31 protein-coding genes and 1 pseudogene are annotated in these 22,769 nt (G+C 40.3%); all 32 read left to right on the forward strand.

Annotated features, from left to right (window positions below; all coding sequences use genetic code 11):
- Window positions 1-65 (forward strand): annotated as a pseudogene (locus tag ACFINO_RS02155) (elongation factor Tu); the annotation flags it as partial.
- A gap of 61 nt (window positions 66-126) precedes the next feature.
- Complete coding sequence (gene rpsJ, locus ACFINO_RS02160; protein WP_005773267.1) at window positions 127-435, forward strand: 30S ribosomal protein S10; 309 nt, start codon at window positions 127-129, stop codon at window positions 433-435.
- A 27-nt stretch (window positions 436-462) separates the two neighbouring features.
- A complete protein-coding gene (rplC, locus tag ACFINO_RS02165; protein ID WP_273791404.1) occupies window positions 463-1,200 on the forward strand; it encodes a 50S ribosomal protein L3 in 738 nt (245 codons plus the stop codon).
- A gap of 2 nt (window positions 1,201-1,202) precedes the next feature.
- On the forward strand, window positions 1,203-1,823 hold the full coding sequence (gene rplD / locus ACFINO_RS02170; protein ID WP_375617717.1) for a 50S ribosomal protein L4: 621 nt from the start codon (window positions 1,203-1,205) through the stop codon (window positions 1,821-1,823).
- On the forward strand, window positions 1,820-2,113 hold the full coding sequence (locus tag ACFINO_RS02175) for a 50S ribosomal protein L23 (protein WP_375654986.1): 294 nt from the start codon (window positions 1,820-1,822) through the stop codon (window positions 2,111-2,113). Before rplD ends, ACFINO_RS02175 begins: the two co-directional genes overlap by 4 nt.
- A gap of 20 nt (window positions 2,114-2,133) precedes the next feature.
- Window positions 2,134-2,967 carry a 50S ribosomal protein L2 gene (rplB, locus tag ACFINO_RS02180; RefSeq protein ID WP_375617718.1) on the forward strand — a complete coding sequence of 278 codons (834 nt, stop codon included), beginning with the start codon at window positions 2,134-2,136 and terminating at the stop codon, window positions 2,965-2,967.
- Window positions 2,968-2,982: 15 nt separating this feature from the next.
- Window positions 2,983-3,261 (forward strand): 30S ribosomal protein S19, encoded by a 279-nt coding sequence (rpsS, locus tag ACFINO_RS02185; protein ID WP_375617719.1) that lies wholly within the window; start codon window positions 2,983-2,985, stop codon window positions 3,259-3,261.
- Between the two features lie 2 nt (window positions 3,262-3,263).
- On the forward strand, window positions 3,264-3,653 hold the full coding sequence (gene rplV / locus ACFINO_RS02190; protein WP_273791407.1) for a 50S ribosomal protein L22: 390 nt from the start codon (window positions 3,264-3,266) through the stop codon (window positions 3,651-3,653).
- The gene (rpsC, locus tag ACFINO_RS02195) at window positions 3,653-4,363 is read left to right on the forward strand and encodes a 30S ribosomal protein S3 (RefSeq protein ID WP_273791408.1); all 711 of its coding nucleotides are present in this window, start codon (window positions 3,653-3,655) and stop codon (window positions 4,361-4,363) included. Before rplV ends, rpsC begins: the two co-directional genes overlap by 1 nt.
- A gap of 36 nt (window positions 4,364-4,399) precedes the next feature.
- A complete protein-coding gene (gene rplP, locus ACFINO_RS02200; protein ID WP_375611475.1) occupies window positions 4,400-4,813 on the forward strand; it encodes a 50S ribosomal protein L16 in 414 nt (137 codons plus the stop codon).
- 12 nt (window positions 4,814-4,825) lie between these two features.
- The gene (gene rpmC, locus ACFINO_RS02205; RefSeq protein ID WP_375606714.1) at window positions 4,826-5,026 is read left to right on the forward strand and encodes a 50S ribosomal protein L29; all 201 of its coding nucleotides are present in this window, start codon (window positions 4,826-4,828) and stop codon (window positions 5,024-5,026) included.
- Between the two features lie 11 nt (window positions 5,027-5,037).
- Window positions 5,038-5,277: a 30S ribosomal protein S17 gene (gene rpsQ / locus ACFINO_RS02210; protein WP_012231991.1), complete on the forward strand. Its 240-nt coding sequence runs from the start codon at window positions 5,038-5,040 to the stop codon at window positions 5,275-5,277.
- Window positions 5,278-5,421: 144 nt separating this feature from the next.
- On the forward strand, window positions 5,422-5,790 hold the full coding sequence (gene rplN, locus ACFINO_RS02215) for a 50S ribosomal protein L14 (protein ID WP_004855715.1): 369 nt from the start codon (window positions 5,422-5,424) through the stop codon (window positions 5,788-5,790).
- A 12-nt stretch (window positions 5,791-5,802) separates the two neighbouring features.
- Window positions 5,803-6,117, forward strand: a complete 315-nt coding sequence (gene rplX, locus ACFINO_RS02220; RefSeq protein WP_015856579.1) for a 50S ribosomal protein L24 — start codon at window positions 5,803-5,805, stop codon at window positions 6,115-6,117.
- The gene (rplE, locus tag ACFINO_RS02225) at window positions 6,110-6,667 is read left to right on the forward strand and encodes a 50S ribosomal protein L5 (RefSeq protein WP_375611477.1); all 558 of its coding nucleotides are present in this window, start codon (window positions 6,110-6,112) and stop codon (window positions 6,665-6,667) included. The genes rplX and rplE overlap by 8 nt, the downstream gene beginning before the upstream one ends.
- 24 nt (window positions 6,668-6,691) lie before the next feature.
- Window positions 6,692-6,997 carry a 30S ribosomal protein S14 gene (gene rpsN / locus ACFINO_RS02230; protein ID WP_273791412.1) on the forward strand — a complete coding sequence of 102 codons (306 nt, stop codon included), beginning with the start codon at window positions 6,692-6,694 and terminating at the stop codon, window positions 6,995-6,997.
- 14 nt (window positions 6,998-7,011) lie between these two features.
- The gene (gene rpsH, locus ACFINO_RS02235; protein WP_375629006.1) at window positions 7,012-7,410 is read left to right on the forward strand and encodes a 30S ribosomal protein S8; all 399 of its coding nucleotides are present in this window, start codon (window positions 7,012-7,014) and stop codon (window positions 7,408-7,410) included.
- A 39-nt stretch (window positions 7,411-7,449) separates the two neighbouring features.
- Window positions 7,450-7,983 carry a 50S ribosomal protein L6 gene (gene rplF, locus ACFINO_RS02240; protein WP_273791413.1) on the forward strand — a complete coding sequence of 178 codons (534 nt, stop codon included), beginning with the start codon at window positions 7,450-7,452 and terminating at the stop codon, window positions 7,981-7,983.
- Between the two features lie 12 nt (window positions 7,984-7,995).
- Complete coding sequence (rplR, locus tag ACFINO_RS02245; RefSeq protein WP_273791414.1) at window positions 7,996-8,358, forward strand: 50S ribosomal protein L18; 363 nt, start codon at window positions 7,996-7,998, stop codon at window positions 8,356-8,358.
- Window positions 8,359-8,469: 111 nt separating this feature from the next.
- Window positions 8,470-9,018 (forward strand): 30S ribosomal protein S5, encoded by a 549-nt coding sequence (gene rpsE, locus ACFINO_RS02250; protein WP_375617727.1) that lies wholly within the window; start codon window positions 8,470-8,472, stop codon window positions 9,016-9,018.
- A gap of 31 nt (window positions 9,019-9,049) precedes the next feature.
- A complete protein-coding gene (rpmD, locus tag ACFINO_RS02255) occupies window positions 9,050-9,256 on the forward strand; it encodes a 50S ribosomal protein L30 (protein ID WP_375611481.1) in 207 nt (68 codons plus the stop codon).
- A gap of 20 nt (window positions 9,257-9,276) precedes the next feature.
- Entirely contained in the window at window positions 9,277-9,744 is a 468-nt protein-coding gene (rplO, locus tag ACFINO_RS02260; protein WP_375617728.1) for a 50S ribosomal protein L15, read from the forward strand.
- A gap of 161 nt (window positions 9,745-9,905) precedes the next feature.
- Window positions 9,906-11,252: a preprotein translocase subunit SecY gene (gene secY / locus ACFINO_RS02265; protein ID WP_375617729.1), complete on the forward strand. Its 1,347-nt coding sequence runs from the start codon at window positions 9,906-9,908 to the stop codon at window positions 11,250-11,252.
- Window positions 11,249-11,827 carry an adenylate kinase gene (locus ACFINO_RS02270; RefSeq protein WP_375633793.1) on the forward strand — a complete coding sequence of 193 codons (579 nt, stop codon included), beginning with the start codon at window positions 11,249-11,251 and terminating at the stop codon, window positions 11,825-11,827. Before secY ends, ACFINO_RS02270 begins: the two co-directional genes overlap by 4 nt.
- Window positions 11,828-12,007: 180 nt before the next feature.
- Window positions 12,008-12,376: a 30S ribosomal protein S13 gene (gene rpsM / locus ACFINO_RS02275; RefSeq protein WP_026500557.1), complete on the forward strand. Its 369-nt coding sequence runs from the start codon at window positions 12,008-12,010 to the stop codon at window positions 12,374-12,376.
- A gap of 114 nt (window positions 12,377-12,490) precedes the next feature.
- The gene (gene rpsK / locus ACFINO_RS02280) at window positions 12,491-12,880 is read left to right on the forward strand and encodes a 30S ribosomal protein S11 (RefSeq protein WP_007347762.1); all 390 of its coding nucleotides are present in this window, start codon (window positions 12,491-12,493) and stop codon (window positions 12,878-12,880) included.
- Window positions 12,881-12,974: 94 nt separating this feature from the next.
- Window positions 12,975-13,988: a DNA-directed RNA polymerase subunit alpha gene (locus ACFINO_RS02285; RefSeq protein ID WP_375611485.1), complete on the forward strand. Its 1,014-nt coding sequence runs from the start codon at window positions 12,975-12,977 to the stop codon at window positions 13,986-13,988.
- Between the two features lie 24 nt (window positions 13,989-14,012).
- Entirely contained in the window at window positions 14,013-14,441 is a 429-nt protein-coding gene (gene rplQ / locus ACFINO_RS02290; RefSeq protein ID WP_273791421.1) for a 50S ribosomal protein L17, read from the forward strand.
- A 267-nt stretch (window positions 14,442-14,708) separates the two neighbouring features.
- Entirely contained in the window at window positions 14,709-16,103 is a 1,395-nt protein-coding gene (locus ACFINO_RS02295) for a DegQ family serine endoprotease (RefSeq protein ID WP_375617731.1), read from the forward strand.
- Window positions 16,104-16,111: 8 nt separating this feature from the next.
- A complete protein-coding gene (locus ACFINO_RS02300; RefSeq protein ID WP_375633791.1) occupies window positions 16,112-17,437 on the forward strand; it encodes a replication-associated recombination protein A in 1,326 nt (441 codons plus the stop codon).
- A gap of 970 nt (window positions 17,438-18,407) precedes the next feature.
- Window positions 18,408-19,451 (forward strand): recombinase RecA, encoded by a 1,044-nt coding sequence (gene recA, locus ACFINO_RS02305; protein WP_273791424.1) that lies wholly within the window; start codon window positions 18,408-18,410, stop codon window positions 19,449-19,451.
- Window positions 19,452-19,655: 204 nt separating this feature from the next.
- A complete protein-coding gene (gene alaS / locus ACFINO_RS02310; protein ID WP_375654987.1) occupies window positions 19,656-22,322 on the forward strand; it encodes an alanine--tRNA ligase in 2,667 nt (888 codons plus the stop codon).
- Window positions 22,323-22,769: the final 447 nt, after the last annotated feature.

Consider the following 22,769-nt stretch of genomic DNA (forward strand, 5'->3'; position numbering starts at 1 on the left):
GTTTTGCTATTCGTGAAGGTGGTCGTACTGTTGGTGCCGGTATCGTCTCTAAGATCATTGAATAAATAATGCTTGTTGAGTGCTTTGATTATTGAAGGCACTTTGTATAACAGGGAAATAAAGAGCATGAACAGTCAGAATATTCGCATTCGCTTGAAAGCGTTTGATCATAGAATTCTTGATACGTCGACGCGTGAGATCGTATCGACTGCTAAACGTACCGGTGCAAATGTCCGTGGTCCCATTCCGCTTCCGACGCGGATTGAGAAGTTTACGGTCAATCGTGGACCGCATATCGATAAGAAAAGTCGTGAGCAGTTTGAGATGCGAACACATAAGCGTCTTCTTGACATTGTTGATCCAACGCCGCAAACAGTGGATGCGCTTATGAAGCTCGATCTTTCTGCTGGTGTGGATGTAGAAATTAAGCTCTGAGGTTTGAGGACAGAAGGAACAGACCCGATGCGTTCAGGTGTAATAGCACAGAAGCTGGGCATGACCCGTATTTATAATGATGCTGGTGAGCATGTGCCGGTGACGGTACTTCGTTTGGAGAATTGTCAAGTCGTTGCTCAGCGTACAGTTGAAAAGAATGGTTATACTGCTGTTCAATTAGGTGTAGGCTTTGCTAAGGTTAAGAATACTTCACAAGCTCTTCGTGGACATTTTGCTAAGGCTTCTGTTGAGCCTAAAGCCAAAATAGCAGAATTTCGTGTGAGTCCCGACAATCTTCTTGATGTTGGTACTGAGATTACAGTGGAACATTTTGTTCCAGGACAAAGAGTTGATGTGACTGGTACCAGTATTGGTAAGGGGTTTGCTGGTGTTATGAAACGACATAACTTTGGTGGGCATCGTGCTTCTCATGGTAATTCGATTACACATCGTGCTCATGGTTCTACAGGGCAGTGCCAAGATCCTGGTAAAGTTTTTAAAGGTAAAAAAATGGCTGGCCATATGGGGCAAGTGCGTGTAACAACACAGAATATTGAAGTTATTTCCACTGATAGTGAGCGTGGTTTAATTTTAGTGCGTGGTGCTGTTTCTGGTTCTAAAGGTTCTTGGATTTTGATACGGGATGCTGTGAAGAAGCGTCTTCCTGATAATGCTCCAAAGCCTGCTGGTATTCGCCGTCTTGTGAAGGAGAAAGCGGAAATGGTTACTCCGGTGACGGAAACCTCTGAAGTTGAGGGAGCCTAATAATGGATCTTGTAATTAAAACTCTTGATGGTAATGAAGCTGGCAAATTAAAGGTTTCTGAAGCTATTTTTGATCTTGTACCGCGTGAGGATATTTTGCAACGTGTTGTTCGTTGGCAGCTTGCACGTCGTCAGCAGGGAAGTCATCAATCCCAAGGTCGTTCTGATGTGTCGCGAACAGGGGCAAAAATGTTTAAACAGAAAGGAACTGGGCGTGCTCGACATTCATCTGCACGTGCACCGCAGTTTAGAGGTGGGGGTAAGGCACATGGACCGGTGGTTCGTAGCCATGCGCATGATCTTCCTAAAAAGATTCGTGCTCTTGGGTTACGTCTTGCTTTATCTGCAAAATTAAAAGCAAAAGATTTAATTGTTGTGGATGAGTTGACTGTTAAGGATGCTAAAACGAAAATGCTTGTTTCTCATTTTTCTAAGCTTGGATTTAATAACGCTCTCTTGATTGGTGGTAAAGAGATTGATATTAACTTTTTTCGTGCAGCCTCTAATATCCCTAATATTGACATTTTGCCTATTCAGGGAATTAATGTTTATGATATTTTGCGTCGCAGCAAACTTGTTTTATCAAAAGCAGCTATTGAGGCTCTTGAGGAGCGTTTTAAATGACAGATCTTCGCCATTATGATATAATTATTAGTCCAGTTATTACTGAAAAGGCGACTATGATTTCTGAGTATAATCAAGTTGCTTTTAATGTCGCGCCGAAAGCGACGAAGCCTGAGATTAAGGCTGCTATTGAAGCGCTTTTTAGCGTAAAAGTTAAAGCAGTTAACACGATAGTCCGTAAGGGTAAAGTGAAGCGTTTCAAAGGTATAGTTGGTCGGCAGAGTGATGTCAAAAAAGCGATCGTAACTCTGGCCAGTGGTCAGGCTATCGACGTTTCGACAGGTCTTTAAGAGGCTCGGAGATAGGAATAATGGCACTTAAGCAATTTAATCCAATGACACCTGGGCAGCGTCAGCTTGTTATTGTGGAACGTTCTTGTCTTTATAAGGGAAAACCTGTAAAGATGTTAACAGAAGGTTTGTCTTCAAAGGGTGGACGTAATAATCGCGGTCGTGTTACTGCTCGTTTTCAGGGTGGTGGACATAAACGTAGTTATCGGTTTGTCGACTTTAAGCGTCTTAAACGTGATGTTTCAGCAAAGGTTGAGCGTTTAGAATACGATCCTAATCGTACCGCTTTTATTGCTTTAATCCGCTATGAGGATGGGCAATTGAGTTATATTCTTGCACCACAGCGTCTTGGTGTCGGTGATTCTGTTATGGCTGGTTTAAATGTGGATGTTAAACCAGGTAATGCTATGCCTCTTGCTAATATGCCTGTAGGTACAATTATTCATAATGTTGAGATGAAGCCAGGAAAAGGAGGGCAGATTGCACGTTCAGCAGGTGCTTATGCGCAGTTGGTTGGACGAGATCATGGTATGGCTATTCTTCGTTTAAATTCTGGTGAGCAGCGTTTGGTTCCGAGTAGCTGTTTTGCAACTGTTGGCGCTGTTTCAAATCCTGATCATGGGAATATTAATGATGGTAAAGCAGGTCGGTCACGTTGGCGTGGTAAGCGTCCACATGTTCGTGGTGTTGCTATGAACCCCGTTGATCATCCACACGGTGGCGGTGAAGGTCGTACATCGGGGGGGCGCCATCCAGTATCTCCTTGGGGTAAACCTACGAAAGGTAAGCGTACGCGCTCCAATAAAGCTACTGATAAATTTATTATGCGTACGCGTCATCAACGCAAGAAATGAGAAAGGTAGTCTGAGGTGGTTCGTTCAGTGTGGAAAGGTCCGTTTGTTGACGGCTATCTTCTTGGTAAAGCAGAGAAGGTACGTTCAAGTGGGCGCAACGAAGTTATAAAAATATGGAGTCGTCGCTCTACTATTTTACCGCAATTTGTTGGTTTAACTTTTGGTGTTTACAACGGTAATAAGCATATTCCTGTTTCTGTTTCTGAAGAGATGGTTGGGCATAAGTTTGGTGAGTTCGCTCCTACCCGAACTTATTATGGTCATGGTGCCGATAAGAAAGCGAAGAGGAAGTAGGAATGGGAAAAGCTAAAGTTTCGCGCCAGCTTAAAGATAATGAAGCAAGAGCTGTCACGCGGACAATTCGTGTTAGTCCGCAGAAGCTTAATTTAGTTGCTGCAATGATTCGTGGTAAAAGAGTTAATGTAGCGCTCGCTGATTTGATGTTTTCACGCAAGCGTATTGCTGCTACTGTGAAAAAAACGCTTGAATCAGCAATTGCAAATGCAGAAAATAACCACGATCTTGATATTGATTCGCTTGTTGTGGCGGAAGCTTATGTTGGTAAGTCGATAGTGATGAAGCGCTTTCATGTTCGTGGTCGAGGGCGTGCTAGTAGAATTGAACGTCCATTTTCGCATCTTACTGTTATTGTTCGTGAAGTTACCGAAAAAGTGGAGGCCGCGTAATGGGGCAGAAGATCAATCCAATAGGACTTCGTCTTGGTGTTAATCGGACTTGGGACTCTCGTTGGTATGCTGATAGTGGTGAATATGGGCGCCTTCTTCATGAAGATTTGAAAATTCGTTCATATGTGCTTGAGGAGCTTAAACAGGCAGCTATTTCTAAGGTTGTTATTGAGCGTCCTCATAAAAAGTGTCGTATTACGATTCATTCTGCACGTCCTGGTTTGATTATTGGTAAAAAGGGTGCTGATATCGAAAAACTTCGTCGTAAGCTATCAGAAATGACGGATGCTGAAACTTCATTGAATATTGTGGAGATTCGTAAACCGGAGATTGATGCGACAATTATTGCGCAATCAATTGCTCAACAGTTAGAGCGTCGTGTTGCTTTTCGTCGTGCAATGAAGCGTGCTGTTCAGTCTGCTATGCGTCTTGGTGCGGAAGGTATTCGTATCAATTGTTCTGGCCGTCTTGGTGGTGCTGAAATTGCTCGTATGGAATGGTATCGTGAAGGTCGTGTTCCACTTCATACCTTGCGTTCTGATGTTGATTACGGTACAGCAGAAGCTAAGACCGCTTATGGTATTTGTGGTATTAAAGTTTGGGTCTTTAAGGGTGAGATTCTTGAGCATGATCCGATGGCTTCAGAACGTCGTGCTACGGAAGCTGATCAATCTGGTTCTTCATCGAATCGTCGCCGCGAAAATGCTTAGTTTTTGAGATTGAACTAAAATTTGGAGTAGAGAACAATGTTGCAGCCAAAGCGCACAAAGTTCCGTAAACAGTTCAAAGGCCGTATTCACGGTTTTGCGAAGGGTGGTACGGATTTGAATTTCGGTGCCTACGGTTTGAAGGCTGTTGAGCCGGAGCGGGTCACTGCTCGTCAAATTGAAGCGGCGCGTCGTGCGATTACACGTTATATGAAGCGTTCTGGTCGTGTGTGGATTCGTATTTTTCCAGATCTTCCGGTTACATCTAAACCGACTGAAGTTCGTATGGGTAAAGGTAAGGGAAGTGTTGATTATTGGGCTGCACGTGTTGCTCCTGGGCGCGTCATGTTTGAGCTTGATGGAGTTCCGGAGGATGTTGCACGTGAAGCACTAAGATTGGGTGCTGCAAAGTTGCCTATAAAAACGCGTTTCATCCAGCGTATTGCTGAATAGTGAGGTTAAGCGATGAGAGCCACAGAATTACGGGCGCAAACGCTCGACCAAATGAAAGATGAATTGGCTAAGTTAAAGAAAGAGCAATTTAATTTGCGTTTTCAAAAAGCAACAGGTCAATTAGAAAAGACTGCGCGCGTTAGACAAGTTCGTCGTGATATTGCGCGTATTAAAACTTTTCTTCGTCAAAAGATAAGTGAAAGTAAGGTTTAAGGAAATAAGAGATGCCTAAACGCGTTTTGCAGGGTGTTGTTATTAGCGACAAAAGTGATAAGACTGTTGTTGTCAAAGTTGAACGCCGTTATTCTCATCCGCTTCTTAAGAAGACTGTTCGGCAGTCTAAAAATTATAAAGCGCATGACGAAAACAACCAATTTAAGATTGGGGATCAAGTTTCTATTCAAGAATCTAGACCAATTTCGAAAGATAAATGTTGGATTGTTGTAAAAGACAATGTAGCGTAATGAGTTAAGCTTATTGTTTTAGAATTTAACAGTGTGGTTATCATTGATAAATTTGAAGGCGATAACTTTATCGTTATTTGGCAGGCAAATCCGAGTGTGTAAAAGGTACAATCGGATATATGTGTTAAGAGAAGGTGGCCAGTCATGATTCAGATGCAAACAAACCTCGACGTTGCTGATAATTCTGGAGCGCGTCGTGTCATGTGCATCAAAGTGTTAGGCGGTTCAAAGCGGAAATATGCTTCGGTCGGTGACATTATTGTTGTTTCGGTTAAGGATGCAATTCCTCGTGGCCGTGTTAAAAAAGGTGATGTTATGAAAGCTGTTGTGGTTCGTACTGCTAAGGATATTCGTCGCGCAGATGGTAGTGTCATTCGTTTTGATAGTAATGCTGCGGTTTTAGTGGATAACAAAAAAGAGCCGATCGGTACTCGTATCTTTGGACCTGTTCCCCGTGAATTGCGTGGTAGGAATCATATGAAGATCATCTCGCTTGCTCCTGAAGTTCTGTAAGGAGTAAATGTTATGCAAAAGATTCGAAAAGGTGATAAAGTTGTTGTTTTGTCCGGTAAGGATAAAGGATGTAGTGGTGAAGTAATTAAGGTTAGTCCAAAAGAGAATAAGGCTTTTGTTCGTGGGATTAATATGATTAAACGTCATCAACGTCAAACGCAGAAGCAAGAAGCTGGAATTATTTCTAAAGAAGCTCCGATTCATCTGTCTAATTTGGCGATTGCTGATCCTAAAGATGGTAAGCCTACACGTGTAGGCTTTCGTATGAATGCAGATGGTAATAAAGTTCGTTTTGCCAAGCGTTCGGGAGAGTTGATTAATGGCTGAGGAAAGACAAATACCGCGTATGAAAGCGCATTATTTCGAAGTGATTCGTAAAGTGCTTCAAGAGAAGTTTAATTACAGAAATGCGATGCAAATTCCGCGGATTGATAAAGTTGTAATAAATATGGGGATAGGTGAAGCAACTGCTGATTCCAAGAAACCTTCCCTTGCCGCTGAGGATTTAGGGCTAATAACGGGTCAGAAGGCTGTTGTTACGCGTGCGCGTAATTCTATTGCGACCTTTAAGGTTCGTGAAGGAATGCCTCTTGGGGCTAAAGTTACATTGCGTAAAGATCGTATGTTTGAGTTTTTAGATCGTCTTGTGACGATTGCTCTTCCGCGGGTTCGTGACTTTCGTGGTTTAAATCCAAAGAGTTTTGATGGTCGTGGCAATTTTGCTATGGGTATTAAAGAACACATTGTGTTTCCAGAAATCAACTATGATAAAGTTGATCAAATTTGGGGCATGGATATTATCGTTTGTACGACAGCAAAAACGGATGATGAAGCTCGTGAGTTATTGCGTGCTTTTAATTTTCCTTTTCGTTCGTAACGGCAAACGTAGTGAGGTGAAATTATGGCCAAAGTAAGTGCCGTTGAAAAAAATAAGCGTCGTGAGGTGATGGTAAAGCGCTATGCTGCCCGTCGTGCACGTTTGAAAGCAATAGTTATGGATCAGAAGGTTTCTCTTGAAGAACGTTTTAAAGCTTCTGTTCAGTTGGCAGAGTTGCCGCGTAATTCTTCGAAAGTTCGTATTCGTAATCGCTGTGAGGTTTCAGGTCGTCCGCGGGCTTATTATCGTAAATTAAAAATGTCGCGAATTGCGTTGCGTGAGCTTGGCTCTATTGGCTATATTCCTGGTATTGTAAAGTCTAGTTGGTAAGAGGAGATTATTTAATGTCTATGTCAGATCCTCTTGGTGATATGCTAACACGTATTCGTAATGCACTTGGTCGTAAAAAAGGTAAAGTAGTTACTCCAGCTTCGAAGCTTCGTGCGCACGTTCTTGATGTTCTTCAGTCGGAAGGTTATATTCGCGGATATAATCAAATTGATTTAGGTGATGGGAAAGCTGAGATTGAAATCGAATTGAAGTATTTTGAAGGGCTGGCTGCTATTCGTGAGATTTCACGTGTATCAAAACCAGGGCGTCGTGTATATGTTTCTGCTAAGTCACTTCCTCAGGTGGCAAATGGCCTTGGTATTTCGATTTTATCGACTCCTAAAGGTGTCATGGCAGATCATAAGGCGCGTGAACAGAATGTTGGTGGAGAACTCCTTTGTCGTGTTTTCTAAGTTATGTCAAGAAAACGGAAGAAAAAGTAGGTTAGAACAATGTCTCGTATTGGAAAGAAACCCATTTCAATTCCTTCTGGAGTTACTGCTACTGTTGAAGGTCAGCTGGTTAAGGCAAAAGGTCCAAAAGGTGAGCTGAGTTACGTCGTCAATGATGAAGTCTTAGTCAAACTTGAGGAAAATATCATATCAGTTATGCCGCGGGATCAGTCAAAAGATGCGCGTTCTAAATGGGGTATGTCGCGCTCAATGATTGAGAACATTTTTTGTGGTGTGAAAGATGGTTTTGAAAAGAGGTTGGAGATTAATGGGGTTGGTTATCGTGCTGCTTTGCAGGGTAAGGATGTTCAACTATCTCTGGGCTTTTCGCATGATGTGGTTTATAAAGTTCCGTCGGGTGTTACTGTGACTGTTCCTAAGCCAACGGAAATTGTTGTTTCTGGAATTGATAAACAGCAAGTTGGACAAGTTGCAGCGGAGATTCGTGAGTATCGTAGGCCTGAGCCTTATAAAGGTAAAGGTGTTAAGCATGCAGATGAACGTATCTTCCGTAAAGAAGGTAAAAAGAAATAAGGATTTTGTATTATGGTTTCATCTAAGGACATTATCCAACGTCGTGCAAGGCGTGTTCGTCGTAGAATTAAAATGGTTTCTCATGATCGTCCTCGGCTTAGTGTTTATCGTTCAAATCAGAACATTTATGCTCAAGTTATCGATGATTTGCGGGGATGTACACTTGTTTCAGCCTCTACTCTTGAAAGTGATTTGAAAAAATCGTTAAAGAGTGGTGCTGATAAAAAGGCGGCCTTTGCTGTTGGTAAGTTAATTGCTGAGCGTGCGAAGAAAGCGGGTGTTAATGAGGTGGTTTTTGATCGTGGAGCGTATGTGTACCATGGTCGCGTCAAAGCTTTAGCTGAAGCTGCTCGTGAAGGTGGTTTGAATTTCTAAAATTTCTTATTTATGAATGAGTAAGGAGAGTTTAGAGTATTTCGTTTAAGTTCTTCCAGTTTGATGAGGGACTTTGTTATCGTGCTTCCGGAAAAGAAAAAGGAATGAGGAATGGCACAAAAAGAACGTGGTGAGAGAGAAGAACGCGATAATGAATTTGTCGATAGGCTCGTTCATATCAATCGTGTTGCTAAAGTTGTAAAGGGTGGTCGGCGTTTTGGTTTTGCCGCTCTTGTTGTCGTTGGAGATCAAAAAGGGCGTGTGGGTTTTGGACATGGTAAAGCCCGTGAAGTTCCAGAAGCCGTTCGTAAAGCAACGGAATCAGCAAAACGTGGGATGATTTATGTTCCGCTTCGGTCTGGGCGTACATTGCATCATGATCTTGAAGGTCGTCACGGAGCTGGGCGTGTTTTGCTACGTTCGGCTTCTGCTGGTACTGGTATTATTGCTGGGGGACCGATGCGTGCTATTTTTGAAGCTCTTGGTATGCAGGATGTCGTTGCAAAATCACTAGGATCGTCGAATCCTTATAACATGGTTCGTGCAACATTTGATGCATTGAAACATCAAGTGCATCCTAGAGATATTGCTGCTCAACGTGGTATAAAGTATTCGACTTTGCAGGCGCGTCGTCGCCATTTAGTCGACCTAGAAGGGTAGTTTCTGAGATTATCAGAAAAGGAATTAGGAAATGGTTCAGAAAAAATCTCAGAGTGGTAAAACTGTGACTGTGGAACAAATTGGAAGCCCTATTCGAAACTCACAGATTCAGCGTGCAACCTTAAAGGGGCTTGGACTAAATAAAATGCGTCGTCGGCGCGTTTTAGATGATACACTTTGTGTGCGGGGTATGATTGCTCGGGTTCGGCATCTTGTTCGCGTTATAGATGAAGGTTAAGGGTTGCGGGAGTATTAGATATGAAACTCAATGAACTGCGTGATTGCGAAGGCGCAACAAAAAATCGTAAGCGTGTTGGGCGTGGTATTGGTTCCGGTATGGGTAAGACTGGTGGTCGTGGTGTAAAAGGGCAAAAGTCACGTTCTGGTGTTTCCCTTAATGGTTTTGAAGGTGGGCAAATGCCTATCTATCGTCGTTTGCCAAAACGTGGATTTAGGAATTTCTTTGCTAAAACCTACAATGAAGTTTCACTAGGACGTATTCAGTTGGCAGTTGATGCAGGTAAGTTGAATATTGAAAAGCCTGTTGATATGGTTTCTTTGAAAGAGGCTGGTATTATTCGTCGTGAAAAAGATGGGGTTCGTCTTCTTTCTGCTGGTGATTTGAAAACTAAGATTACCTTTCATGTTTCTGGTGCTTCACAAGCTGCTCGTGTTAAGATTGAAAAAGTGGGTGGTCAGGTTATTCTTCCTGATATTGCTCGATAATTTTTTAATATGAATAGAGACCTAAAGAAGAATGATATCTGTTTTGTGGGATCTTTTGTGGAGAATTGTTTAAGTTCTGCATTTGTTTATGTATGCATATATGAATTTTAGGATTATACTTCTGTGATTTAAAGAACTGGAGTGTAAAGTGGAGACGTTTTATGGCATCAGCAGCAGAGCAATTTGCTTCCAATATAAACTTCGGCACCTTTTCGCGTGCAACTGAATTAAAGAAACGTATCTGGTTTACTCTGTTGGCGCTTCTTGTATATCGTTTTGGCACTTACATCTCTCTTCCAGGTATCAATATCGATGCTTTGCGGCAAACATTTGAACATCACGCGTCGGGTGTATTAGGACTCTTTAATATGTTTGCTGGAGGTGCCGTTGGGCGTATGGCTATTTTTGCGCTGGGTATCATGCCTTATATATCGGCATCTATTATTGTGCAATTGTTAACATCTATTATTCCTTCTTTGGAAACTCTTAAAAAAGAAGGAGATTTAGGTCGTAAGATTATCAATCAATATACGCGTTATGTAACAGTCGTATTGGCAATCCTACAAGCTTTTGGTATTGCGGTTGCGCTTGAAAGCGGTATAGGGTCGGGGCTTCAAATTGTTTTAGAACCAGGTCTTATGTTTCGTATTTCTTCTGTTATTACGCTTGTTGGCGGAACGATGTTTCTTATGTGGCTTGGCGAGCAAATTACGTCACGTGGTATTGGTAATGGGGTTTCTCTTATCATTTTTACAGGGATTGTAGCCAACTTTCCTTCTACTTTTGCTCAGCTTTTGACAGCTCATAGTCAGGCTGATTTATCAACTTTTCTTTTAATAGGAATCGTTCTTATTGCTGTTTTGGTTATTGGGCTTATTGTTTTTATAGAGCGTGCGCAACGGCGAATTCTTATCCAATACCCGAAACGTCAGGTCGGTAATCAAATGTTTCAAGGAGATATGTCGCATCTTCCTTTAAAGTTGAATACTGCTGGTGTTATTCCACCTATTTTTGCTTCATCTTTATTATTATTACCTGCCACTATTAATAATTTTTCTGATAAAATGCCACAATGGGTTCAGGAGATTTCTTATGCTCTTGGTCATGGACAGCCACTTTATATGATTGTTTATGCATTTTTAATGGCGTTTTTTTGCTTTTTTTATACAGCTATTGTGTTTAATCCAAGTGATACTGCAGATCAGTTGAAAAAACATTCTGGTTTTATTCCAGGGATTCGTCCAGGTGAGCGTACAGCCGAATATATTGATTACGTTTTGACGCGTATTACTGTTGTGGGGGCACTTTATATTATCTTGGTTTGTTTGTTACCTGAATTTATGATATCTGCATTACAGGTTCCTTTTTATCTTGGGGGAACATCCTTGTTGATTGTTGTTACTGTTACACTTGATACGGTTGCTCAAATTCAGGGGCATCTTGTTGCCCACCAATATGAAGGGTTGATAAAAAAATCAAAACTTCGTGGAGGTAGAAGGAATCGATGAGAGTTATTCTTTTAGGTCCTCCTGGAGCGGGAAAAGGTACGCAAGCAAAAATGTTGACTGAGGAATATAGCATTCCTCATTTATCAACAGGGGATATGTTGCGTGAGGTGATTGCCAAAGAAACGGAGATTGGTAAAAAAGCTAAAGCTATTATAAGTTCTGGTGCTTTGGTACCTGATAGTATTGTTAATCAAATCGTATCAGATCGGATTGATGAAGCTGATTGTGTAAACGGTTTTGTTTTGGATGGATATCCGCGAACTGTAGGGCAGGCAGAAGCGTTGCAACAGATACTGAATTCAAAAAATACGCAGCTTAATGCTGTTATTGAGTTGTGTGTTGATGAAGACGTGTTGATTGAACGTATGAAGAAGCGCGTTGAAGAAACAATAGCGGCTGGTGGACAGGTTCGTTTAGATGACAATCCTGTTGCTTTTGCAAAAAGATTAGTAGAATATCGTGAAAAAACAGCTCCCTTATCAAAATTTTATTCAGAGAGGGGAATGTTGAAGGTTATTGATGGAATGATTGGTGTTGCTGAAGTGACACGTATGATTAGAGGGTTTCTTTCATGAGATTTTTTTAGAAATAAATGAAAAGAGTTGACTTTTGAGATGAAATCTATCAAAAGTGAATTTAATTTATTTTAGTGAAATAATAGGATTCGGAAGAATTTTTTTCTGAGTCTATTTTTTTCTATAAGGTATATCAGGTATTTTATAACAATTTGTCAAAAATAACTAAGGAGAGTAGGCGTGGCTCGTATTGCTGGCGTCAATATCCCGACAAATAAGCGTGTAATTATTGCGCTTCAATATATCCACGGGATTGGACCAAAATTTGCTCAAGAAATTATTGAAAGAGTTGGCATTCCTTTGGGGCGTCGTGTGCATGAGCTTTCAGATGCTGAGGTGCTGCAGATTCGTGAGGCAATAGATCAGGGGTATCAAGTTGAAGGTGATCTTCGTCGTGAGGTTGCTATGAATGTTAAGCGTTTGATGGATCTTGGTTGTTATCGAGGATTGCGTCATCGCCGGTCTTTGCCTGTCCGAGGACAGCGTACACATACGAATGCTCGTACGCGTAAAGGTCCGGCTAAGGCAATTGCCGGTAAGAAGAAATAAGGGCCTTTGTGGAAGGTTTTTATATATTCTTTTTCTTGTTTGATTTGTTTGACAAGAAAAAAAAGGTGGAGCTGCTGATGTTACGGCAGTGATGAGATCGTTGAAAGGGAAATTATGGCCAAGGAAGCCACACGTGTTCGTCGTCGCGAACGTAAAAATATTTCATCGGGTGTTGTTCATATTAATTCAACATTTAATAACACAATGATTACTATTACTGATGCTCAGGGTAATGCAATTGCTTGGTCATCTGCGGGAGCTCAGGGGTTTAAAGGTGCGCGTAAATCGACACCTTTTGCTGCTCAAGTTGCTGCGGAGGATTGTGCAAGAAAAGCGCAAGAGCATGGTATGCGTTCTTTGGAAGTTGAAGTTTGTGGACCTGGATCAGGGCGTGAATCTGCTCTACGAGCATTGCAATCTGTTGGTTTTGTCATTACTTCTATTCGCGATGTAACACCAATTCCTCATAATGGATGTCGTCCGCGGAAAAGGCGGCGTGTTTAATTGGGTGTTGTTTTTTGTTGTCGGAGATTTCTCTGATGTTCACATTGGTCGTTACGATTGAATGGTAACGGAACTAAAGAACGGGAATAAAAATATGATCCAGAAAAACTGGCAGGAACTTATTAAACCCAATAAGGTTGAATCATGTGCACATGATAATCCAAATATTATAAGTGTGATTGCTGAACCTCTTGAGCGTGGTTTTGGTTTAACGTTAGGAAATGCGCTTCGTCGCGTTTTGTTATCTTCGCTTCGTGGTGCGGCTATTACTGCTGTGCAGATTGACGGTGTCTTGCATGAATTTTCATCGATTCCAGGTGTGCGTGAGGATGTTACGGATATTATTCTGAATATAAAAGAAATTGCGCTTCGTATGGAAGAAGAAGGTCCTAAACGTGTCGTCGTTTATAAAGAGGGTCCTGGTGTCGTGAAAGCGGGAGATATCAGTACAGTTGGGGATATGGAAATTCTAAATCCAGATCATGTTATTTGTACTCTTGATGAAGAAGCTGAAATTCGTATGGAATTTATTGTCAACACAGGAAAGGGGTATGTTCCATCTGATCGTAATTGTGTTGATGATGCACGTATAGGGCTTATTCCAATTGATAGTCTTTATTCACCGATCCGTAAGGTATCTTATAAAGTAGAAAATACACGCGAAGGTCAAGTTCTCGATTATGATAAATTAACGCTCACGATTGAAACAAACGGTGCTGTTAATGGTGAGGATGCTGTTGCTTTTGCAGCACGCATTCTTCAGGATCAATTATCGTTATTTATTAACTTTGAAGAGCCACAGAAGGAGCCTGTTGAAGAGGCTGATTCTGAGCTTTCTTTTAATCCTGCTCTTCTCAAAAAAGTGGATGAATTAGAACTTTCAGTTCGTTCGGCAAATTGTCTTAAGAATGATAATATTGTCTATATTGGTGATCTGATTCAGAAAACAGAATCTGAAATGCTTCGGACACCGAACTTTGGTCGAAAATCGTTGAATGAGATTAAAGAAGTTTTGGCGTGTATGGGTTTACATCTTGGGATGGAGATTCCTGCGTGGCCGCCTGAAAACATTGATGATCTTGCAAAACGTTATGAAGATCAATATTAAAATTAGAATTTAAGGAGAGGGCTTATGCGCCATAGTAAGTCAGGACGCAAGTTGAACCGTACTGCCAGTCACCGTAAAGCGATGTTTGCAAATATGGCAACTTCGTTGATCGAGCATGAGCAGATTGTGACAACGCTTCCAAAAGCTAAAGAAATTCGTCCTATTGTTGAAAAACTTGTTACTCTTGGTAAGCGTGGTGGTTTGCATGCGCGTCGGCAAGCTATTGCAGCACTTCGTGATGCAGGAAAGGTTGCGAAATTATTTGATACGCTTGCGCCACGTTATGCATCACGCAACGGTGGGTATTTGCGTATTATGAAAGCGGGGTTTCGTACCGGTGATAATGCGCCCATGGCTGTTATAGAATTTGTTGATCGCGATGTTGAAGCGAAGGGTGCTGGGGATCGTGCTCGCATGGAAGCTTCTGAGAATGAAAAGGGAACATCTTCGTAGAGTTTTTTATTCTGTTGGATTTTTAAAGGCCGCCTTGTCTTGGGCGGTTTTTTTGTGAGCATTTTTAAGTTTGTTTTAGTTGAGAAATAGGTGCAGAGAGAAAATTATAGAATATTGAATTATCTTATTTTTATAATATTTATTGTTCAAATAGGTTGTTTTTATTCTCTATTATGAAATATTAATAGAGGTCCTTAATTTGCGGGGATACGTTTTTTTATTCTATTAATCTTCAACAGAATGTGCTGATTTTATAAGGAGTGGATTATGAGGTGTTCTTTTTGGGTGCGGATTTTTTTTGTAATTATGATGCAGATATCATTTGATCATGTATATGCTCATGTTCCTCAAACACAAACAGAAATCACTCTTTCATTTGCTCCTTTAGTTAAAAAGACAGTTCCATCTGTTGTAAATATTTATGCAGCTCGACAAATTAGAGCTAGATCACCTTTTGAAGGCGATCCATTTTTTGAGCAATTTTTTGGTCGTTTTCAAAATAAATTTCCTGTTCGTAAGCAATCGTCATTAGGATCAGGGGTGATTGTTGATGCACGTGGTTTGATCGTTACAAATTACCACGTCATTAAAGATGCAAGCGAAATTAAAGTGGCTTTTTCTGATGGACGGGAGTTTGAGAGTAAGGTCGTGCTCAAAGATGAAGCAACTGATATTGCAATTCTTGAAGTTAAGGAAAAAGATGCTCAATTTCCGGTTCTTTCTTTGGGAAATTCTGATACTGTTGAAGTTGGTGATCTTGTTCTTGCTATTGGTAATCCTTTTGGTGTTGGTCAAACAGTTACAAGTGGTATTGTTTCAGCGCAAGCGCGTACACGTGTTGGGATTTCTGATTTTGACTTTTTTATTCAAACAGACGCAGCCATTAATCCAGGGAATTCTGGTGGCGCTTTAATTGATATGAAAGGTCAGTTAATCGGAATTAATACGGCTATTTATTCGCGTTCCGGTGGTTCTGTAGGGATTGGTTTTGCTATTCCAGTTAATCTTGTAAAAGTAATGCTTGATACTGTTAAACGCGGTGGAAAATATTTTGTGCCGCCTTATATTGGGGCTTCTTTTCAAAATGTTACACCTGATATTGCTGGTGGTTTAGGTTTAGAACGTCCCTATGGTGCTCTGATTATTGAAGTTATCAAAGATAGTCCTGCTGAAAAAGCTGGATTGAAAGTAGGTGATGTTATTTTGAGTGTGCAGGGGGTACGCGTTGACAGCCCAGATAGTCTTGGGTATCGTTTGATGACAGCTGACGTTGAGCATAGTCTTGCTTTGGAATATTTACGAAGTGGAAAAACTTTAAAAACACAAATAACAGTTTCATCGATATCAGAAACTGCATTTTTAAAATCTGAAAAAATTACGGGTGACAGTCCTCTTGCTGGTGCTGAGGTGTTAGATTTAACACCGCAAAATAGTCGACGTTTTCATCTTCCTATATCTGCAAAAGGGGTTGTGATTACCAATCTTGAGGAAATGAGCAATGCTGCTGGAATTTTTCAGTCAGGAGATATTCTACGTGTTGTAAATGGCCATAAAATTCAAACAGTTCATCAGTTGAAAAAGGTTCTTATGCAAGGTCGCTCAAATATGTGGCAATTGGAATATGAACGTGATGGTATGTATATTCGCCAATTTATTCGTTGAGGTTTTTTTTGAAGAAAGATTTTTTTACTTCGTCGTTTGATTTTCAAGTTAATAAAAATCAGCCACTAGCAGAAAGAATGCGCCCTTGTTCTCTCAATGATGTTGTGGGACAAAAGCATTTGATTGGAGAGGATGGTTTGCTTTCACGTATGGCGGCAACAGGCTCAATTGGATCGATGATTTTTTGGGGACCTCCAGGGACGGGAAAAACGACCGTTGCACGTTTGTTAGCCCTTGAAACAAATTTCGCGTTTGAACAGGTTTCTGCTATTTTTACAGGAGTTTCTGAACTTAAAAAGATTTTTGAAGTTGCGCAGAGGCGTTTTATATCTGGGGATAAAACACTTCTCTTTGTTGATGAAATTCATCGGTTTAATCGTGCACAGCAGGATAGTTTTCTTTCTGTGATGGAAGAGGGTACTGTGGTACTTATAGGTGCAACAACCGAAAATCCTTCTTTTGAACTGAATGCTGCCCTTCTTTCGCGTGCACGTGTTTTAACATTTCTTTCTCATGATCATGAAAGTTTGGACATGCTTTTGAGGCGTGCTGAAGAAGTGGAGGGAAAAACTCTTCCCTTGGATAATGATGCCAGAGACGTTTTGATAGAGATGTCTGATGGTGATGCGAGGGTTGCGTTAACATTGGCAGAGGAAGTTTGGTCTATTGCACCATTGGGAGAGATTCTTGATGTTGTTGCTTTGCAAAAAGTTATTCAGCGTCGTGCGCCTATTTATGATAAAGGACGAGATGGGCATTATAATCTCATTTCAGCGTTGCATAAATCTGTTCGTGGATCTGATCCTGATGCTGCGCTTTATTATTTGGCACGTATGTTGGATGCTGGTGAAGATCCTCTCTATATTGGGCGAAGATTGGTTCGTATAGCCGTTGAAGATGTTGGTTTGGCGGATCCTCAAGCTCTTGTCATTTGTAATGCAGCAAAAGATGCCTATGATTATTTAGGATCACCAGAAGGAGAATTGGCTTTGGCGCAAGCATGTCTTTATGTTGCAACTGCGCCAAAGTCAAATGCAGCATATCTTGCGTATAAAGCAGCACTGCGTTGTGCACGCAAAAATGGCTCTTTACCACCTCCTAAGCATATTCTTAATGCTCCTACGAAATTTATGAAGGAAGAAGGGTATGGAAGTGGTTATTGTTATGACCATGATGAACCAGATGCTTTTTCAGGACAAGAATATTTTCCCGAAAAACTTGGGCGTCAGAGTTATTATAAACCAGTTGAGCGTGGTTTTGAGCGTGAAATTGTGAAACGTCTTGAGTGGTGGCAACAGTTGCGCAAAAAACGTAAAGATCAAAATAAAATTTGAGTTGAAATACGTTTTTTATTGATCTCTTATGTTATTGTATGAGAAATTTAGCTTATATTTTAAACATTTATTGCATTGCTTGTAGAGATTTTTTTTTGATATCTCCAAAATTGCATATTTTTTCAAATTTAAATATGTCATTCAACTTTTAAGCTGCTTTATTTTTTTTGGTTTTTATTAAATAATATATTGACTTATAATGATAATTGACTGTTTCGTAAGTTGAATGAAAGTTTCAAATACCGTAAATTTCTCTCATCCCAAGTCTGTTATTTGTTGAAGCAATCAAGTTATTCGCTTGCATGTTACAAGCAGGATTAGCGTGTGATAAAAACTGTACAAGAAAGGACTAAAAATCCCTCTTATGAATCGTCTCAAGTGCCGAGAGTTGTCGCAACATTGGGGGATGATAAATAGTGTGATGGTGCCGGCTTGCTCCTTCTATAGAGTAAAGATGGTGGTGCCTAAAGGGTTTTGCAGTATACCACATTCATAGGTGTTGTCACAAAATGAGCTTGGAAGTTTTGAGAGATGTTTCTTAAATCAAGTGCATGAATATGCAACACAATAGCGTTTTGTTCTTCGATGCAATAGGGTATGAGGTTGATTGATGATGCGTTTTTTGTGTGATCAATAGTGGGAGAATTCTTAGTCTCTCAAGTATTTAATCAAAGGGATAAGCAGAAGGGTTGTAGAACATTGTGTTTAAAATTAAATTGTTCCTTTTCTAGAGAGATATAAATATGTTAACTATGCTCCCATAGAGATATTACTTTATTGAAGTTTATTATGTGTCATAAGATAAGCAATGCCAATTCTTTATTGTGATGGTCATGAATGTTTATGGACATAATGTGGAGATAGGAATGGAAATAGTCTGTGAAAATCTAAACTCAAGCCTTTAGTTAAATTAAAAGTACAGTGTACACTAAAGTTTTAGGTTATTATGGATTCGGTCAAGGATATAATCGTGGATAAAACAAAAGCTCTCGATGCTGCTCTCTCACAAATTGAACGTTCTTTTGGTAAAGGCTCGATTATGCGTCTTGGGCAAAAAGAGCAGGTTGTTGAAATTGAAACAATTCCAACAGGGTCGTTGTCCTTGGATATTGCTTTAGGGATTGGTGGATTACCGAAGGGGCGTATTGTTGAGATTTATGGACCAGAAAGTTCTGGGAAAACAACATTGGCTCTCCATGCTATTGCTGAGGCACAGAAAGGTGGTGGGATTTGTGCTTTTATTGATGCAGAGCATGCGCTTGATCCTATTTATGCGCGTAAGCTTGGTGTTGATTTAGAAAACTTGTTCATTTCTCAGCCAGATACCGGTGAACAGGCATTGGAAATTACAGAAACGTTGGTTCGTTCTGGTGCCGTTGATGTGCTTGTTGTGGATTCTGTCGCAGCTTTAACACCGCGAGCAGAAATTGACGGTGAAATGGGTGATGCTTTGCCCGGATTGCAAGCTCGGTTAATGAGTAAAGCGTTACGAAAATTAACCGCAGCAATTTTTCGCTCTAACTGTATGGTTGTTTTTATTAATCAAATTCGCATGAAAATTGGTGTGATGTTTGGTTCTCCTGAAACGACAACGGGTGGAAACGCTTTAAAGTTTTATGCTTCTGTTCGTTTAGATATTCGTCGCATTGGATCCATTAAAGATAGGGATTCAATCGTTGGTAATCAGACGCGCGTTAAAGTGGTGAAAAATAAATTGGCACCTCCATTCAAACAGGTTGAGTTTGATATTATTTATGGTGAAGGTATTTCCAAAGTAGGTGAATTGATTGATTTGGGTGTCAAGGTTGGTGTTGTGGAAAAATCTGGTGCATGGTTTTCTTATAATTCTCAGCGTTTAGGGCAGGGGCGTGAGAATGCAAAGCAGTTTTTACGTGAACATGTGGAAATAGCTACAGAGATTGAAGCAGCTTTGCGCCAAAATGCTGGTTTGATTGCGATTGAATTGTTAGAAAATGCAGGGTCAGAAAATATAGAAAGTGATGAAGCCATTTGATGGGGCGTTTTTTTCGTTTATAATTTTTTTCCTTTAAGATTTTTCTGTTTTTTTGTTTGAGTTTTTAAATACGCAGTCGTTGTTTCTCAATTTTTTAAAACAAATATTCCATTTTTGATTAAATTGACTCCATGCGTGGCGAAGAGGATTTAATGAGGGGGATTTTTCTTTTATGGTTTTGTGCTGTATTGAGCAGGTGTCAACATGAATAGTGTTAATAATATTCGGTCAATATTTTTGGATTATTTTCATCGTAATGGGCATAAAGTTCTTTCTTCTAGTCCGCTTGTTCCGCGGAATGATCCTACACTTATGTTTACAAATGCAGGGATGGTGCAGTTTAAAAATGTTTTTACTGGACTTGAACAACCTTCTTATACGCAGGCAACAACGGCACAAAAATGTGTTCGTGCGGGTGGAAAGCATAATGATCTTGATAATGTTGGTTATACGGCGCGCCATCATACATTTTTTGAAATGCTGGGTAATTTTTCTTTCGGTGATTATTTCAAGGAAGAAGCTATTTTTTTATCATGGAATCTTTTAACAAAGGAATTTTGCCTGCCAAAAGATAAATTGTTGGTGACAGTTTATCAGAGTGATGATGTTGCTGCTGAACTGTGGCGTAAAATTTCTGGTCTTCCAGATGAAAAAATTGTCCGTATTGCGACGGCTGATAATTTTTGGTCGATGGGAGAAACAGGCCCTTGTGGGCCTTGTTCGGAGATTTTTTATGATCATGGTGATGAAATCTGGGGCGGTCCTCCTGGAAGTGCTAATGAAGATGGGGATCGCTTTATTGAGATTTGGAATCTTGTTTTTATGCAGTATGAGCAAGTTTCCAAGGAAGAACGTGTTAACTTACCTCACCCTTCTATTGATACCGGTATGGGGTTAGAGCGTATTGCAGCTGTTTTACAGGGTGTTCATGATAATTATGACATTGATCTTTTTCGTGCATTAATTGACGCGTCAGAAGAAATTACAGGGATTGAGGCAAAGGGTGATTTTATTGCCAGCCATCGTGTCATTGCTGATCATCTTCGCTCATCTGCATTTTTGATTGCTGATGGTGTGCTTCCTTCTAATGAAGGAAGAGGATATGTTTTACGTCGTATTATGCGTCGTGCTATGCGTCATGCGCATCTTCTTGGTGCTAAAGAGCCCTTAATGTGGCGACTTTTACCTGCTTTAATTCGCGAAATGGGACAAGCTTATCCTGAGTTGACACGTGCTGAATCTTTGATTTCAGAAACTTTAAGGTTAGAAGAAATACGTTTTCGTAAAACGCTTGAACGAGGACTTGGTTTGTTGAACGAAGCAAGTACCGATCTTAAAGAAGGGGACTATTTGAATGGTGAAGTTGCTTTCAAGCTCTATGATACCTATGGTTTTCCGCTTGATTTGACGCAAGATGTTCTTCGTCGTCGCGGAATATCTGTTGATGTTGGTGCTTTTGATAAAGCGATGGAACGCCAAAAAGAGGAGGCACGTGCCAATTGGTCTGGTTCTGGAGAAGCTGGAACAGAGAAAATCTGGTTTTCTGTTCGTGATCAAGTGGGGGCCACAGAGTTTTTAGGTTATGAAACTGAGACAGCGAAAGGTATTCTTACAGCTCTTGTATGTGATGGTAAAATTGTTGATCATATTTCTTCAGATCAGAAAGCTATGCTTGTTGTTAATCAGACACCTTTTTATGGTGAATCTGGTGGGCAAATTGGTGATAGCGGTATCATTTCTGGTGAAAATTTTATTTTTAAGGTGCATGATACCCAAAGAAAGGGTGATGGTGTTTTTATCCATATTGGGGAGGTGAAATCTGGTCAGGCATCGAGGTCTGATTGTGTAGAATTAACGGTTGATATTGTTCGTCGTAAGAAAATTCGTGCGAATCACTCTGCTACTCATTTGTTACACGAAGCTTTACGCCAAACATTGGGGGACCATGTTACACAAAAGGGTTCTCTTGTATCGCCAGATCGGTTGCGTTTTGATTTTTCCCATCCAAAATCCGTTTCACCAAAAGAGTTGAAAAAAATAGAAGATTTAGCCAATGAGATTATTTTGCAAAATAGTAAAGTAATAACGCGCCTCATGGCTGTAGATGAGGCCATTTCTGAAGGAGCCATGGCATTGTTTGGTGAAAAATATGGTGATGAAGTTCGCGTTGTTTCTATGGGGGAGCCACTTGAACAGGAAAGATTAAAAAAGCGTTGGTCAATTGAGCTTTGTGGAGGGACACATGTGGAGCGAACAGGTGATATTGGTTTAATTCATATTGTTTCTGAAAGTTCTGTTTCAGCTGGAGTGCGGCGTATTGAAGCTTTAACAGGCAAAGAAGCACGTCTTTATCTTAGCCGCCAAGATGAACGTATTCATGAAATTGCTGATCTTTTAAAAATTTCTTCTGTTGGCGTGGAAGAACGGGTGCGAATTTTGCTTGATGATCGTCGTAAACTTGAAAAAGAATTGAATGATGTACGCAAGAAAATGATGTTGAGTGGTGGAGTAACAGAAAGGAGCCAAGGTGATATTACCATCATCAATGGGCTTTCTTTTACTGGACGCATTGTTAAAAATATTTTACCACGGGATCTTAAGGCGCTCGTCGATTCTGAGAAAAAACAAATTGGATCTGGAGTGGTTGCTTTTATTAGTGTCTCGGAGGATGGAAAAGGGAGTGCTGTTGTCGGCGTTACGGATGATTTAACGGATAAGTTAAATGCTGTAGATCTCGTTCGTATTCTTTCAGCGATGCTTGGTGGTAAAGGTGGAGGTGGCCGTTCTGATATGGCACAGGCTGGTGGTCCTGAGGGGAACAAAGCTGATGAGGCATTTGCGGCACTAAAAGATTTTCTTGAAAAAAATTAAATTAAATCATTCTGCATAGGTGTTTTTTACATTGTTATATTTGGTTGGCATCTATGTATCATGAATATCTGTCTGGTGTATTTCTGAAATGCAGATACAGCGTAATTGGGGAAAATACAATTGTAAAGATAAAGACAGTGTTTGTCTTTATCACCACTTTATCATTTGGCTTTATAGCTTCCAAGCGTTTCAGGAATCACCTTTTTAAGATAAGATAGACTATGCAGCACTTCATGCTTTGCTGTGTATTCTTTTACTAGGGAGACTAGTTATTGTGTTGCTCTTATAGATTTTTTGAAGAAACATCTCTTTTTATGAAAGGAAAAATACAAGATTTATTGCATACGATTATCCTTATAAAGTTATAAGCTATCATTATTCGATTAGTTTTCAAATGAATAAAATCTCTTTCCTTGAAAAGGCTTATAAAAGCGTTGTTATATCTTA

This window comes from Bartonella sp. AA83SXKL (genome assembly GCF_042196965.1).
Taxonomy (GTDB): domain Bacteria; phylum Pseudomonadota; class Alphaproteobacteria; order Rhizobiales; family Rhizobiaceae; genus Bartonella.